Source organism: Psychromonas aquatilis (genome assembly GCF_038155185.1).
Lineage (GTDB): Bacteria > Pseudomonadota > Gammaproteobacteria > Enterobacterales > Psychromonadaceae > Psychromonas > Psychromonas aquatilis.
Window position 1 is genome coordinate 1 of the sequence record NZ_JBAKAZ010000018.1, and the last position, 15809, is coordinate 15809.

The 15809-nt window shown below is 37.5% G+C and carries 16 protein-coding genes; 5 read left to right on the forward strand and 11 right to left on the reverse strand.

Annotated features, from left to right (window positions below):
* Positions 1-289: 289 nt before the first annotated feature.
* The 5 genes from rplT to V6256_RS06445 form a co-directional block, all read right to left on the reverse strand.
* Positions 290-646, reverse strand: coding sequence for a 50S ribosomal protein L20 (rplT, locus tag V6256_RS06425; RefSeq protein ID WP_028862951.1), 357 nt, complete (start codon positions 644-646; stop codon positions 290-292).
* Positions 647-662: 16 nt separating this feature from the next.
* The gene (rpmI, locus tag V6256_RS06430) at positions 663-860 is read right to left on the reverse strand and encodes a 50S ribosomal protein L35 (RefSeq protein ID WP_025564055.1); all 198 of its coding nucleotides are present in this window, start codon (positions 858-860) and stop codon (positions 663-665) included.
* A 97-nt stretch (positions 861-957) separates the two neighbouring features.
* Positions 958-1500 carry a translation initiation factor IF-3 gene (gene infC, locus V6256_RS06435; protein ID WP_341597297.1) on the reverse strand — a complete coding sequence of 181 codons (543 nt, stop codon included), beginning with the start codon at positions 1498-1500 and terminating at the stop codon, positions 958-960.
* A gap of 25 nt (positions 1501-1525) precedes the next feature.
* Positions 1526-3433 (reverse strand): threonine--tRNA ligase, encoded by a 1908-nt coding sequence (thrS, locus tag V6256_RS06440; RefSeq protein WP_341597253.1) that lies wholly within the window; start codon positions 3431-3433, stop codon positions 1526-1528.
* Between the two features lie 135 nt (positions 3434-3568).
* Positions 3569-3832, reverse strand: a complete 264-nt coding sequence (locus V6256_RS06445; RefSeq protein ID WP_341597254.1) for a YebG family protein — start codon at positions 3830-3832, stop codon at positions 3569-3571.
* A gap of 185 nt (positions 3833-4017) precedes the next feature.
* Here V6256_RS06445 and V6256_RS06450 point away from each other — a divergent pair, with 185 nt between their 5' ends.
* From V6256_RS06450 to rsmF, 4 genes are read left to right on the forward strand one after another with little or no spacing between them, the layout of a single operon-like run.
* Positions 4018-4611 (forward strand): paraquat-inducible protein A, encoded by a 594-nt coding sequence (locus V6256_RS06450; protein WP_341597255.1) that lies wholly within the window; start codon positions 4018-4020, stop codon positions 4609-4611.
* A complete protein-coding gene (locus V6256_RS06455; RefSeq protein ID WP_341597256.1) occupies positions 4604-5236 on the forward strand; it encodes a paraquat-inducible protein A in 633 nt (210 codons plus the stop codon). The genes V6256_RS06450 and V6256_RS06455 overlap by 8 nt, the downstream gene beginning before the upstream one ends.
* On the forward strand, positions 5226-7892 hold the full coding sequence (locus tag V6256_RS06460) for an MlaD family protein (protein WP_341597257.1): 2667 nt from the start codon (positions 5226-5228) through the stop codon (positions 7890-7892). The genes V6256_RS06455 and V6256_RS06460 overlap by 11 nt, the downstream gene beginning before the upstream one ends.
* Positions 7893-7947: 55 nt before the next feature.
* Positions 7948-9393, forward strand: coding sequence for a 16S rRNA (cytosine(1407)-C(5))-methyltransferase RsmF (gene rsmF, locus V6256_RS06465; RefSeq protein WP_341597258.1), 1446 nt, complete (start codon positions 7948-7950; stop codon positions 9391-9393).
* 71 nt (positions 9394-9464) lie between these two features.
* Here the strand turns inward: rsmF and V6256_RS06470 are convergent, their stop codons facing one another.
* Positions 9465-10256 (reverse strand): methyltransferase domain-containing protein, encoded by a 792-nt coding sequence (locus V6256_RS06470; protein WP_341597259.1) that lies wholly within the window; start codon positions 10254-10256, stop codon positions 9465-9467.
* Between the two features lie 95 nt (positions 10257-10351).
* Here V6256_RS06470 and V6256_RS06475 point away from each other — a divergent pair, with 95 nt between their 5' ends.
* Complete coding sequence (locus tag V6256_RS06475; protein WP_341597260.1) at positions 10352-11164, forward strand: ElyC/SanA/YdcF family protein; 813 nt, start codon at positions 10352-10354, stop codon at positions 11162-11164.
* 21 nt (positions 11165-11185) lie between these two features.
* On the opposite strand, the gene V6256_RS06480 is transcribed toward V6256_RS06475, so the two are convergent.
* From V6256_RS06480 to leuC, 5 genes are all read right to left on the reverse strand, one after another.
* The gene (locus V6256_RS06480) at positions 11186-11368 is read right to left on the reverse strand and encodes a DUF1737 domain-containing protein (RefSeq protein WP_341597261.1); all 183 of its coding nucleotides are present in this window, start codon (positions 11366-11368) and stop codon (positions 11186-11188) included.
* 111 nt (positions 11369-11479) lie between these two features.
* The gene (locus V6256_RS06485; RefSeq protein WP_341597262.1) at positions 11480-11911 is read right to left on the reverse strand and encodes a DUF3010 family protein; all 432 of its coding nucleotides are present in this window, start codon (positions 11909-11911) and stop codon (positions 11480-11482) included.
* Between the two features lie 126 nt (positions 11912-12037).
* Positions 12038-13567 carry an alpha-isopropylmalate synthase regulatory domain-containing protein gene (locus V6256_RS06490; RefSeq protein WP_341597263.1) on the reverse strand — a complete coding sequence of 510 codons (1530 nt, stop codon included), beginning with the start codon at positions 13565-13567 and terminating at the stop codon, positions 12038-12040.
* 168 nt (positions 13568-13735) lie between these two features.
* A complete protein-coding gene (leuD, locus tag V6256_RS06495; RefSeq protein WP_341597264.1) occupies positions 13736-14356 on the reverse strand; it encodes a 3-isopropylmalate dehydratase small subunit in 621 nt (206 codons plus the stop codon).
* Positions 14357-14367: 11 nt separating this feature from the next.
* Positions 14368-15765, reverse strand: a complete 1398-nt coding sequence (gene leuC / locus V6256_RS06500) for a 3-isopropylmalate dehydratase large subunit (RefSeq protein ID WP_341597265.1) — start codon at positions 15763-15765, stop codon at positions 14368-14370.
* Positions 15766-15809: the final 44 nt, after the last annotated feature.

Below are 15809 nucleotides of genomic sequence, written 5' to 3' on the forward strand. Positions count from 1 at the left end.
CAGGGAGACTAAAGTCACCGCCCCGAAGAGAATGTCAATACTACTCCGCTTAGATAGTTACCGTGTTGCATTTTATTTAGATAAAGTTTGTTTTGGCTTTTTATTTTGACGCAAGCAGGGAGACTAAAGTCACCGCCCCGAAGAGAATGTCAATACTACTCCGCTTAGATTGGTATTAGATTAGTTACTTAGATTGGTATTAGATGAGATTATTAAGCTAGCGAGTAAATTTAAAGCAAAAAAAAGGAGACATAATGTCTCCTTCCCAATATTGCTAATCAAAAAATGATTAAGCTAGCGCTTTTTTAGCAACTTCTACTAAATGTGCAAATGTTGCTTTATCAAATACAGCAATGTCAGCTAAGATCTTACGATCGATTTCAACAGAAGCCTTTTTAAGACCATTGATGAAACGGCTGTAAGATAATCCGCTTAAACGAGATGCAGCGTTGATACGTGCAATCCATAGTTGACGGAACTGACGTTTACGTTGACGACGGTCGCGGTAAGCGTATTGACCAGCTTTAGTTACTGCTTGAACTGCTACGCGATAAACACGTGAGCGAGCTCCGTAATAACCTTTAGCTTGTTTTAAGACTTTTTTATGGCGTGCACGAGCTTGTACACCGCGTTTTACTCTTGGCATTTTATATATTCCTTACTTAAGCGAATGGTAACATTCTGTTAATACTAGGTACGTCTACTTTTGCTACCATGCTTTGAGCACGTAGGTGGCGTTTACGTTTAGTAGATTTCTTAGTAAGGATATGACGTAAGTGAGATTGCTTACGTTTAAAACCACCAGAAGCAGTCTTTTTAAAGCGCTTTGCAGCACCTTTGTTAGATTTCATTTTAGGCATTGCGAACTCCGCATTGTTAAAATATTTAAATTAAACCAGTAAGGCGAGTAAATAATGCGAATATTCTCATATCCGCACTTCAATACTTCTTTATGCCTTAGCTAGCACGTTTAGGGCCAAGTACCATCACCATTTGTCGACCTTCCAACTTAGGGAAAGATTCAACAGTAGAGATATCAACTAAATCGTTTTTAACGCGATTTAGTAATTCCATACCAAGTGATTGATGCGCCATTTCACGACCACGAAAACGTAGCGTTACTTTGGCTTTGTTACCCTCTTCAAGAAAGCGAGTCAGGCTGCGTAGTTTTACCTGATAATCGCCATCATCAGTCCCAGGACGGAATTTTATTTCCTTCAACTGAACCTGTTTCTGATTCTTCCGCTGTTCTTTCACGGATTTACTCTTTTCAAAAAGAAATTTGCCATAGTTCATGATGCGACAAACTGGTGGCTCCGCGTTTGGACTTATTTCAACAAGATCCAAATCAGATTCGAAAGCCATATCTTTAGCTTCATTTAGAGTGACAATACCTACAGGTTTGCCTTCCGCGTCAGAAAGACGTACTTCAGTACCAGTTATTTCATCGTTTAGACGATGTTTGTTGGCCGTTTGAGGGCCTTTTTTTGCACCTTTTATAACAAATTCCTCCGAGTAATTAAAATTATGAACGAGCCATGATTTCTTGTTTTACATGTTCAACAAAATTGTCAACTTGCATTTTACCAAGATCATCACCCTTACGTGTTCTTACTGCAACTTCGTTTGCTTCGACCTCTTGGTCACCCACAACAAGCAAGTAAGGAATACGCTTCAATGTATGCTCGCGGATTTTAAAGCCTATTTTCTCATTTCTCAAGTCCGAAATGGCTCTAATACCCACTTTTTTCAATTTATTTACTACTTCTGTAGCAAAATCCGACTGTTTATCAGTAATATTCATTACAACGACTTGTTGAGGCGATAACCATGTAGGGTAAACACCTGCATATTCTTCGGTTAAAATACCGATAAAACGCTCTAACGATCCTAAAATAGCACGATGGATCATTACAGGAGTATGTCGTTCGTTATCTTCTCCAACATAAGACGCATCTAAACGACCAGGCATTGAAAAATCTAATTGTATTGTACCACATTGCCACGCACGACCTAAACAATCATATAAAGTAAATTCAATTTTTGGTCCATAGAAAGCTCCCTCTCCTGGTAAATATTCAAATTTAACATTATTTTCGTCTAATGCATGTGCTAAAGCAGCTTCAGATTTATCCCATGTAGCATCATCACCCACACGTTTTTCTGGACGAGTAGATAATTTAACGACAATATCTTCAAAGCCGAATGTTTTATAACATTCAAAAACCATATTGATACACGCAGATACTTCTTCAAGAATTTGCTCTTCTGTACAGAAGATATGAGCATCATCCTGTGTAAAGCCACGTACGCGCATTAAACCATGTAAAGAGCCTGATGGTTCGTTACGATGACATGAACCAAACTCAGATAAACGTAATGGAAGGTCACGGTATGATTTTAAACCTTGATTAAAAATCTGCACATGACCTGGACAGTTCATTGGTTTGATTGCATAGTCGCGGTTTTCACTACACGTACAGAACATACCATCTTTATATTTATCCCAGTGACCTGATTTCTCCCATAAAGAACGATCTAAGATCTGCGGTGCTTTCACTTCTTGATAACCAAAGGCAACCGTTTGCTCACGAATATAACTTTCTAGCTCACGGAAAATAGTCCAACCGTTTGGATGCCAGAATACCATACCTGGTGCTTCTTCTTGCATATGGTAAAGATCTAACTGTTTACCTATTTTACGATGGTCACGTTTCGCAGCTTCTTCAAGACGTTTTAAATAAGCATTTAATTGTTTTTTGTCAGCCCATGCTGTGCCGTAAATACGTTGCAGCATTTTATTATCTGAATCTGCACGCCAGTACGCACCCGATACTTTCATTAATTTAAACCATTGACTAAATTTCATCATTGGTACATGTGGGCCACGACACATATCGATATATTCTTCGTGATGGTATAAACCAGGACGATCGTCTTTATCAATACCTTCAAGAATTTCTAATTTATAAGGTTCGTTACGCTCTTTAAAGACAGCAACGGCTTCTTCAACGCTTACTTTCTTTTTAACAACTTGATAGTTTGTTTTAACTAACTGTTGCATGCGTTTTTCAATTTTAGCTAACTCTACATCATTGATGGTAACGTCTAAGTCAACATCATAGTAAAAACCATTATCAATGGTAGGTCCGATTGCCATTTTTGCTTCAGGATACAATTGTTTAATTGCATGTCCTAATAAATGGGCACATGAATGACGTAAAATTTCTAAACCTTCATCATCTTTATTAGTGATGATCGCTACTTCAGCATCGGTTTCAATAGGATCACAAGCGTCAACAAGTTGGCCATTAACACGTCCAGCGATACAAGCTTTTGCTAAGCCTGGGCCGATATCCGCAGCAATTTCCATTATAGAAGTAGTGTTTTCGAATTGACGTTGATTTCCATCGGGAAGAGTAATAATTGGCATGCTAATTCCTCACAGTGATGCTTCCAACCAAAAAGCATATGTATTTAATTAAAAAATGAGGAACGTATGTTAAAGGATTCAGCATCATAATAAAAGGGAACAATGTGAATTTATTATCCCTAATATTATCGTAATTTATGATTCTTCTTTGTCACTCTTATCAGCTTTATACAATTGCCCTTTAAATAGGTTTTGTAATACATCTTTATTACTTGCAACGTACAAACCAATCTCTTCTAATTGTTGGTCATCAAGTGAAACTGGACTGTCACTCAAAAATAATGCAATTTGATCTGCACTATCGAGCATTTTATCGTATGCATCCGCTTCTTTCTTACTGGTAAAGGTCATTTTTTCAACACCTTTTCTTTCTACAATGTATTTAATGATGACTGCCACGGTGGCCTCTTATTTTTTACAAGTTAAACATAATGTAATCTTCATATCTGCTTAATAAAACAACTAAACCGCCTTCATAAGCATGATTATATATACAGTACTATTACTGTGCGAATAATGCAAATTTTGTGGTCTTAAAATTAGTTTGCTATCTTACCCATATGAAAAATTACTGATAAATAAACATGAAAACGATTATTTGTGCGCATTGTGACCTCGTTACAGAGTACTCGGCAATAGAAAGTGGCTATGTAGCTAAATGTAGCCGTTGCCAACATCCCCTTTATAAGGGCAAACAATGTAATGAATATAGAATCTTTGCGCTATCGCTAGCCACCTTATTAGTATCAGCACCTGCTTTTACCTTGTCATTGGTTTCCGTCTATTTATTAGGGATAACGGAACAAACAACACTTATTCAAGGTGCCATACTATTAATTGATAGCGCGCCTATTGTTGCATTTGTTGTACTGTTTTGTTCGATAGTGGCGCCTACACTATTAGCTGCTTGTATGTGTTTTAGTAGTAGTTGTATGTTACTTAAAAAACGACCAAGTTTACTTTCACCGGTGTTAAAACTAACGCGATTGCTAACCCACTGGTCAATGCTAGAAGTGTACTTAGTAAGCTTTATGGTGGCCGTATTTAAACTAAATGCCTATGCCGATTTATATTATAATAGTGGCTTGTATTTCCTTGTTGCATTGCTCATTTTAAATATGAGTATGCTAAGTGAATATGAAAACGCACATTTTTGGAAATATTTACATCATGAATAAACCACTACAACCTGGCAAAAGCGCAATGCAACAAGGTTGGCAACTCTGCCGAATGTGTGGTGAAGCCTCACCAATTCAAGCGGGAGAGGCTCGTTGCCCATCTTGTGATACGCCGATCTCACCACGTATCAAGCATAGTTTACAAAAAACATGGGCATTATTATTTACTGCATTTATTTTTGTGATCCCTGCAAATTTATACCCTATTACTTACTTATTGAAAAATAACACTCCCTACCCCGATACTATTTTCTCAGGTATTTTATCGTTAATTAATACGGGTATGCCTGGGATAGCTTTAATTGTATTCATCGCTTCTATTCTTGTACCTATATTGAAGATAGTCGCTTTGTTTTTTATATCATTAGTGGTTCACTTTAAATGGCAATTAAATCCTTCCAAACAACTACTCGCTTATAATATTATTGATTGGATTGGTAGATGGTCAGTATTAGACTTGTTTGTTATTTCAATTATGATGGCGGTATTTGATAAAGGTAACCTTTTATCCGTTTACCCTGGTGTAGCAGCTACTTCTTTTACTATCGTCGTTATTACAACATTATTTGCGGCACAGAGTTTTGATACTCGCTTAATTTGGGACAAAAATATCAATGCAAAATAACGCTTCCACTCAACCTGATGTTGTGAAATCAAGGTCAATTTCACCGATTTGGTTTCTACCATTTATTGCCGCAATATTGGCGATTTGGATTATATTTCAAAATCTAACCCACAAAAATGTGGAAATCAGTATCCATTTTACCAATGCAGCCAGCATTATCGTTGATAAAACCAAGATCCGTTATAAAGGTGTGAGTGTAGGGACGGTTAAAAAGATTCAGCTTGATGAAAACAATGGTGTTAATGTCATTGCGGAAATTGAATCACACGCCACCTTTTTATTAAAACAACATAGTAAGTTTTGGCTAGTATATCCAAAGGCCACGTTGACCTCTATCTCCGGTCTAGATACTTTATTTTCAGGTAGTTATATAAAACTATTACCGGGAGATGGAGAACCAGCCACTTCATTCACCGCAACTGTAGAGCAACCAATATCGATACCTGACAACGCACTATTAATTAACTTAAAAAGTAAAAGTGCGGCATCTATTAATGTTGGTACCCCGATCTTTTTTAAAAAAATACATGTTGGGGAAATAGCCAGTGTCAAACTGGATAAACAAGGTGAGTTTGTCAGTATCCAAGCCTTTATAGAAAAGAAATATAGCCATCTAGTCAAAGCAAACAGTAAGTTCTGGAATATCAGTGGGTTAAATGCCAACATTTCCCGTGCAGGAATAGATTTTTCATTAGATAGTTTAACCACTTTAATTGCAGGCGGCATCACATTCAATAGCCCTGAATCGTCTTCTCCTTTGACTGAAAATAAAGTATATGAGCTCTACGATAATATTAAAGAAGCTAAACAAGGTTTAAATATAACTTTAAAACTAAACAACACAAATAACCTACCAAAGAATGCAGGGATTTTATTTAAAGGCCATGGTATCGGACGTTTAAATAGCATTGATTATGATACAGAAAAGCAACAGTTTATTGCTCAAGCAACAATTAACCCTGCTTATGCTGACTTGGTGACAGAAAATGCGACATTCTGGGTAGAGAAAACCTCTGTTTCATTTTCTAAACTTGAAAATTTAGGCAATATAATTAGCGGTGACTTTATTAGTTTTAATCACTCTGATAATTACCAAAATGAACAAGCTAAAACTACTTTTACCATCAGTAAAAATGGCGCTTCAGCAAAAGATGATTTATTAATTAAGCTGCGAGCAGACCAAGCAAATGGTTTAACAGAAGGCGCACAAGTGAGTTATAAAGGGTTAACCATTGGTAAAATAGCATCAATAAAATTAACCTCGGATAACCAAAATATAGAAGCATTATTGAGTATAAAAGATGAATATGCTTATTTAATTACCAATAAAAGTAAATTTCATCTGTTAAGCGGCGTGAATGTTAAAGCTTCTTTGCAAGGTCTTGAGGTGAGTAGTGCCCCGCTACAAAATGTTATTCAAGGCGGTGTTGCACTTTATAACCCACCAGGTACAGCCAAGACTGACAAAGATAGCCCTATTAAAAACAATAGTCTTTTTTACCTTTACGCAACAAAGGAAATGGCTAAGTTAGGTAAACATAAGTTTACAGCACCAATCAAACTGTCTTTATTAAGTAAAGAAGCTCCAACCGTTAGCGCGGGCTCACCTGTCTATTATCAAAAATTAAAAGTAGGAGAGGTCAACAGTGTTAAATTACATGATTCGAGCTTAATGCAAACTAATATACAAATTGATCCTAAATACAAACACTTAATTAACAACAAGACTATTTTTTGGAACAGCAGCGGTATCCAAGTCAATGCTGGTGTTTCAGGCCTTGAAGTTAATGCTGACTCGTTACTATCTATCGCGGCAGGTGGCATTTCCTTAGGGTTTTCTAATGTTGCAGTTAACAACAAAGTTAGTTCAGGACAATATCGTTTATTTGATAATAAAACCCAAGCAACGCAGCCAGTACAGCAGATAAATCTGATCTTTGATAATGCATACGACTTAAAAGTCGGCAATAAGGTTAAGCTAAAAGGCTTAGATATTGGTGAAATAAGTGAATTGTCATTGGATAACCAAAACAATGTTATCGCCACTTTAGAAATCAATAACCAGTATTTTGATAAAATAGCAAAACAAGGCACGCGTTTTTGGATTGTAAGAAGTGAAATATCTTTATCAGGGACTAAGAATTTGTCTACTTTGATCAGCGGTGTTTATCTCAATACAGAACCAGGAAGTGGCCAAAAAACAACCCGCTTTAAAGGGGAAAGCGCTGCGCCAACATTAGCATTAGAACAACAAGGCCTGACAGTGGTATTATTAGCAGATAATGCTGGCAGCACAGATGTCGCGAGTCCTGTTTATCATAGACAAATCCAGATCGGTGAAGTCACAGAGAAGCGTTTGCAAAAAGATGCCGATGGTGTGGAAATCCTGCTTAATATCTACCCAGAATATGCGCATTTAATCCGTAAAAACAGCATTTTTTGGCCAGCCTCTGGCTTTAACCTAGATATCGGGATTACAGGTATAGCGCTAACATCAACGTCATTAACCTCTTTAGTTAAAGGCGGTATTAGCATGAGCACCCCTGACGATGAAAAGCTACAACCAGCCAGTAAAAACAACGCAGTTTATTCTCTGAAAACAGAAATGGATGAAGACTGGCTGCAATGGAAACTTAAAATACCACACAATAATTAGACAATTAAAATTAAACAACTATGCCTAGATTAAGCATAGCCTTGTAAGGAAACTAATGGATAGCAATACATTTATACCTGCTGACTTTCTTGAGAAGATGGCAACAATTTTACCCTTGCACTTAGATATTAATGAATTAGAAGCGGCTTGCCGTCGTCCATTACGTCGAGCTATTCGAGTCAATACACTGAAAATAAGTATTGAAGACTTTTTATTAATCGCTGCTAGCAAACAATGGCTGTTAACACCAATACCATGGTGTACAGCAGGTTTTTGGATAGAAAATGATAATGACAGCATTCCATTAGGTAATAGCGCAGAGCATTTAGCTGGGCTATTTTATGTTCAAGAAGCCAGTTCAATGATGCCGGTATCAGCCCTGCTCCACCATTTTAAAGCAACTGACAATCCTACACTGTTAGATGCAGCAGCTGCGCCAGGCTCAAAAACTACGCAATTATCTGCAGCAGTAAATAACCAAGGTTTAATCATTGCTAATGAGTACTCTTCTAGCCGAATTAAAATGCTTCATGCAAATATTCAACGCTGTGGCATCAAAAATGTTGCACTGACGCATTTTGATGCAGCAGTATTTGGCACATGGTTACCAAATACATTTGATGCTATTTTATTAGATGCGCCTTGTTCTGGTGAAGGTACCATCAGAAAAGATAAGCATGCCATGAAAAACTGGGATCAAAGTGCTATTGAGTCGATCGCAACACAACAGAAATCGTTAATTGAAAGTGCATTTCAAGCCCTCAAACCAGATGGTGTAATGGTTTACTCAACTTGTACATTAAGCCTAGAGGAAAACCAAGAGGTCTGTTTACACCTTCAACAAAAATTTCCCGAAAGCGTTGAATTCCTTTCTTTAGCAACATTATTTCCTGGTGCAGAAAAAACCTTAACTGAACAAGGTTTCCTACATATTTGGCCACAAGTTTACGATACCGAAGGCTTCTTTGTTGCGGCAATCAAAAAGTGTCATGCAGTGGAACATGAAACAGCCCAAAAACGCTTAGGTAAATTTCCTTTTCAACCAGCCACGGCAACGGTTAAGAAAAGTCTTTTAAGCTACTTAGAACAGCAATTTATGATCACCGACCTTTGCGGCGTATTATATCAACGTGATGCAGAGTTTTGGCTATTTCCTGAGAATATCGTGCCATTGATTAATGAATTACGATTTTCAAGATTAGGAATAAAAATTGCGGAACAGTTTGGTAAAGGACGTAAATCAGGCTTTAAATTAACCCATGAATTTGCCTCATGTTATGGCCAGCAAGCACAAAGCAATGTGCTTGAACTCGCTGCACATCAAGCTAAAGCGTATTATCAAGGACGTGATATCCACGATATTGATACCAGTACATCTAAAGGCGAAGTATTACTCAGCTATCAGCAACATATTATTGGTTTAGGAAAATCGTTAGATAATCGAGTTAAAAACAATTTACCTCGCGATCTGATTATTGATAGTAATTTATTCGAGCAGTAGTCCCCTCTACTTACAGTTGAGGTTGTTTTTAGCGCAACAGCCTCAACTTAACAACACTAGTTGCATTTTTATCATTCACCTAATCTAAAATCAGCGTCTTTATGACAAATGGTCAGATGAGTATAACGCCCTAAAGAAGCATAAGGCTCTGTTTGACAATAGGTTTTTTCCATTGCTAATAACTGCTCAAACTTTTGTTCAGCAACCTCGCTAGATTTCATATAATCATGTAAAACACGAACACCTGTTTTCTTAAGTACAGAAAGATTAACCTGTGTTATCCAGTCAACCACCTCGGCTTCAAACAAAGGGTTAGTCGGTGATAAACGCACCACTTTTTTACGTGGCATTCCTCGCTCTACAAACTCTAAATTGCCTGAAACAAGGTTAAAGAAACGTTGTGCCTCTTTGTTGTAATACATCAGAGAAAGCAGACCGTCGGCATTTAACCAAGTCGTCAGATCCTGTAGTGTTTGCTTTGGTTCAGCTAGCCACTCTAATACCGCATGATTTAAAATAAGGTCAAAACCACCGTCAATATGCTCTGCCAATGATTGGATAGAGCAATGTAAAATATGCACATTATGTTGATAAGGTTGATCAGCTAATTGTGCTTTAGCAACCGAAAGTAGCTCATTAGAAATATCACACAAAATAACTTGGTGCCCTAATTCAGCAAGTTTTTGGCTAAAATAACCAAAGCCACCGCCTGCATCTAACACTCTTAATTTAGGTTTATTTAAGCGCTTCAGGCAATCAAGTAATTCACACCATAGGATCTCTTTTCTAATTTGACCTTTATAGCTGCCGTAAATATTATTCACAAATTTTTGTGCAATTGGATCAAAATTGTAATCTGTCACTTAGCCTAACCTTAGTTATACTTGATCTGAAAAACGGTTATTATACGTATTAAAGGCGCGAATTTAATCATCAAAACCCTTTTAAAAAGGAAAGTATGGAATTTATACTCAAGAAATGGATAGGTGGTTTATTAATGCCGCTACCGTTAGCATTAACTTTATTACTGATAAGCTTATGCTTGCTGTTTTTTAGTCAAAGACAAACCTTAGCAAAGTACTTAACACTCGCTAGCTTTCTCATCCTAGTTTGCTTTAGTTTTTTACCGGTAAGCTACCAACTCAATAAACCGCTAGAGAGGCAATACCCGCCTTTACTCATAGCAGCTCACGATTTTGATTATATTTTAGTACTCGGATCTTCTGGTATACATGATCCTAACTTGCCTATCACCAGCCAACTTTCAGGCACAGCATTAAGCCGTTTCAGCGAAGCTTTAAGGCTTTATTATGCCAATCCTAATGCAAAGATGATTGTCTCTGGTTCGGGGTTTGGAGATACTCAAAGTCATGCTCAATTATTGACAACATTAGCCAAGGCATATCAAATTCCTGAGCAACACCTCATTCGTTTAGATAACACGCAAGATACCGCTCAAGAAGCGCAACAAATGTCTGCGATTATAAAGGGTAAAAAAGCCGCTTTGGTGACCTCTGCAACGCATATGTCACGTGCTATGGCGTTATTCAAACAATACGATCAAATGCCAATACCTTCGCCTGTCACTTACCTTGCAAAAGACACTAATTTTGATTTACCTGCGTATACTTACATTCCTTCTGCTTATCAGCTCAATAAATCTGAAATAGCAATACATGAATATTTAGGAAAGTTACAAAGGTTATTATTAAGTTTTAATAGAAAGGAAAACAGTGAAGAGAATAAAGAATATGATGAAACAGAGCATTAACAGCTAATGCTCTGTTTTAAGTTAGACTAATTGTGTCGGCTTTTTAATAACAGCCTGACCTACCACGATATGTTCTCCATTGAACGACATCGTTGGTGAACCGTATAGTTCATAACCTTCGCTTAACGCTTTGGTGATTCTACTACAAAAATCAGCATCATCTTTTCCGGTAATTAAGCGATAGTGAGCATTACTATGTGGCATGTAAATGTCCTTATTTATCATTGATATAAATTATTAAATAGCAGTTTACCCGCTACTTTTTAAAAAGCTAAAATATTTCAGCAAACATGCCTTACATTGTTAACTATTCAGTTAACCTACTTGCTGCTCTAAGTAACCAAAAGCCGTTAACATTGCTTGCTCTTGAAACTTCTTAAGTCCTAACTCTACCGCTGTTGGTGAGTTTTGCGCTTTTTTAAGGCCTTCTTTAATGTAATCAGGGGTGATGACTTGTACTTGAACACTATCAATCAACTGCAATGCACCTTCAATTTTAAAGCTTAAAGTATGACCAGCAAACTTACCTTTTAAAGGACGTTGGCGAATGATCACTCTATCAACTTGGTAATCTTTCATTAATTGTGCAAAATCAAACTGAAATTTTTTCAGCGGGTCAGTATTGATAGGATCTGTTAACGTCAATTTAGTTGTACGTACAGGTGGGACATCATATAGCCCATTCTTATATTGCATAATAGCAATTACGGCTTCATTTCCGGTTAATTCAACACCACAAACTCTCATTTTATTTCCTTTTTAATCGTTCTATTTTTCATATTAGTCAATATTTAGAGAATAGTATATTCGTCTAAACAGAAAAGCCCTAATCAAAGATTAAGGCCTTTTAATAATTGCACTGCTAAAATAGTGTTATTTATTTTGCATGCGTAAGTTAATCATACGAATCGTTGCGCCAATACCAGCAATAACTTGGTTTGTATTAACGCCACGTGTCGTAAAGTGCTCATCGCCATCATCCCATGTCACAGTACATTCGGTTAATGCGCTTGTTTCTCCACCTGGAGGAATACGTAATTCAAAATCCACCAGCTCAGGGAATGCAAAATGATGTTCATTAAGTACTTTTTTCATGGCTTTAATAAATGCATCAAAACCACCGTTACCACTACCACTCGCCTTATGAATCTGATCATTGACACGTACACGGATGCTCACTGTCGATTCTAAATCTAATCCAGAATTAATTGAACAGTTTAGTAATTCAACATGATTAAAGTCATTACGCTCTAATAAGTCAGCAATAATAAATGGTAGATCATCTGCAGTGATCGTCGCTTTTTGATCGCCCAAATGTACGATGCGTTTTAACAGTTTTTGCTGTTGTTCTGCATCTAATTCAATATCCATTTCTTCTAAGTTTTTAGCCAGCGATGCTTTACCACTCATTTTACCTAATGCATAACTACGTGATCTAGCAAAACGCTCAGGGGTTAATGCAGAAATATATAAACCGCCTTTTTTATCACCATCGGCATGAATACCACTGGTTTGTGTAAATACATCAGCACCAACAATCGGTGTGTTGTCTGCAATACGCTTACCTGAGAAATTTTCCACTAATTTACTTAAATTATGGATCTCTGACTCATCGATATTAACCTTTTTACCCAGCTTATCTTTCAGTACTACTGCAACTTCTGTTAATGAAGCATTACCGGCACGCTCACCTAAACAGTTCATCGTACAGTGAATTGATGAAACGCCTGCTTTTACCGCAAACATTGCATTAGCCGTTGCTAAACCGTAATCATTGTGAGGATGGAAATCAAATTTCAGATGAGGGAAGCGTGTCACCATATCACTTAAGCTAGCAAACACTTCATCAGGCGACATCACACCCAATGTATCAGGTAACATGAAGTGAGTAATCCCTGCATCAGAGAGCTTTTCTAACATCTCATAAACATACTCAGGACTGTCCTTATATCCATTCGACCAGTCTTCTAAATAGATATTAACTTTTAAGCCTTGTTGTAAAGCATAATCAATGGTCTGCTTAACATCAGTAACATGTTGATCTAAACTTTTCTTAAGCTGTTCAGAACAATGTTTTAAGCTACCTTTAGCAAGTAAGTTTAATACTTTACCGCCGGTATCAGTGATCCAATCAACACTTAATGTATGGTCAACAAAGCCTAATACTTCTATTCGCTCAACTAAACCTTCTTTTGCCGCCCAAGTATTTAATTGTTTAACGGCAATTTTCTCACCTTCAGATACACGTGCAGAAGCAACTTCAATGCGGTCGATTTTAAGTCTCTGTAATAGTGCCTTAGCCAAACTAACTTTTTCAGCCGGTGAAAATGAAACGGCTTGTGTTTGTTCACCATCGCGCAAGGTTGTATCCATCAACTGTACCGTGACGTTATCTTGAGACATTATTTACTCCACTTAAAATATGCTTATATAAAAATTTATTGATGTGAAAAAGTAATAGGATTCTAAAAAAGGAGTCTTATAGAATGAATTGCACTCACAGCAATAAACTTTCGATAAAAAGGGTGCAACAAGTGCACCCTTTTATTAACTATAACAATCTAAAAGTAATTACGCGCTAGGCCATAACCATGGAAGGCGTTTTTTGTGCTCTGCTTCATAAGCAGAGATTTCTTTTTCATGTTTTAACGTCCAAGCGATGTCATCTAGGCCTTCAAGTAATGATTCTTTACGGAATGCATCAACTTCAAAAGAGATAGATAAACCACCTGGTGTCGTAACTGTTTGTGCTTCTAAATCAACAGTAAACTCAACACCTTCATTCGCTGAAATTTCAGCCATTAGTGCAGCAAGTTGTTCATCAGTTACTACGATTGGTAAAATGCTATTTTTGAAACAGTTACTGAAGAAAATATCAGCAAAGCTAGTCGAGATAATAGTATTAAAACCGTAGTCAGCAATTGCCCAAGGCGCATGCTCACGAGATGAACCACAACCAAAGTTTTCACCAGCAACTAAAATTTTAGCGCCTTGGAAAGCAGGTTTGTTTAATTCGAAATCAGGATTTGGTGTTACGTTATCCGCAAGAAAACGCCAGTTATGGAATAAGTTGATACCGAAACCAGTACGCTCAACTTTTTTCATGAAGTTTTTTGGGATGATTTGGTCTGTATCAACGTTACTACGATCCATTAACGCTGCGATACTTGTATGTTTAATATATGGTTGCATTATTTTCGCCCCTATTTCCAATCTCGGATGTCTACAAAGTGACCTGCAACTGATGCTGCAGCAGCCATTGCTGGTGATACAAGGTGAGTACGACCACCTTTACCTTGACGACCTTCGAAATTACGGTTTGAAGTAGATGCACTACGTTGACCATCTTTTAACTCATCGCCATTCATTGCTAGACACATTGAACAACCTGGATCACGCCATTCCCAACCTGCATCAATAAAGATCTTATCAAGACCTTCTTTTTCTGCTTGCTCTTTCACTGGGAAAGAACCAGGTACTGCAAAGGCTTGAACCCCGTCAGCTACTTTTTTACCTTTTAGTAATTCTGCAGCAGCGCGGAAATCTTCAATACGACCATTTGTACAAGAACCAATAAACACAACATCAATATGGATATCTGTGATTTTTTGACCTGCATCTAATGCCATGTATTTAAGTGCACTTGCACATGCTTGAGATTTAACTTCATTAGTGAAGTCAGATGGAGCAGGAACAACACCCGTTACTGAAATAACTTGCTCTGGAGATGTACCCCAAGAAACTTGTGGTGCAATATCTTCAGCTTTTAATTCGATAACAGCGTCAAATTCTGCGCCTTCATCAGAACGTAGTGATTTCCAGTATTCAACAGCTGCAGGCCAGTGATCGCCTTTCGGTGCAAACTCTTTGCCTTCTAGGTAATCAAAAGTTACTTGGTCAGGTGCAACAAGACCGGCACGTGCACCAGCTTCAATAGCCATGTTACACAGTGTCATACGACCTTCCATTGTTAGGTCTGTAATTGTATTGCCAGCAAATTCCATTACATAACCTGTACCGCCAGCAGTACCTGTTTTAGCAATAATTGCTAATGCAATATCTTTCGCTGTAGAGAAAGCAGGTAATTTACCTTCTACTTTCACTAACATTGTTTTTGCTTTTTTCTGTTGTAATGTTTGTGTTGCCATTACGTGTTCAACTTCACTGGTACCGATACCAAATGCCAGTGCACCGAATGCACCGTGTGTTGCTGTGTGGCTATCACCACAACATACAACCATACCTGGGTGAACAAAGCCATGCTCAGGTACAACGATGTGAATAACACCATTTTGGTTACTGTCCATGCCGTAAAGATTGATTTCATTTTCTTCACAGTTAGCAGTCATTGTTTCAACTTGTTTTTTAGCAATTACATCAACAATATTAAAACGGTCTTTAGTTGGAACACAGTGGTCAATTGTACCTAGAATACTATGCACGTTACGTACTTTACGGTTTTGTAGACGAAGACCCTCAAAAGCTTGTGGGCTTGTTACTTCATGCATTAGATGTCTGTCAACAAACAAAAGCGGAGAGCCTGCTTCTGGTTCGTGAACTAAGTTCGCATCCCAGATTTTTTCATACATTGTTCTAGTCATTGTTTCCCTTACCACACTATTACTAAGTATATAATATGCCGGTC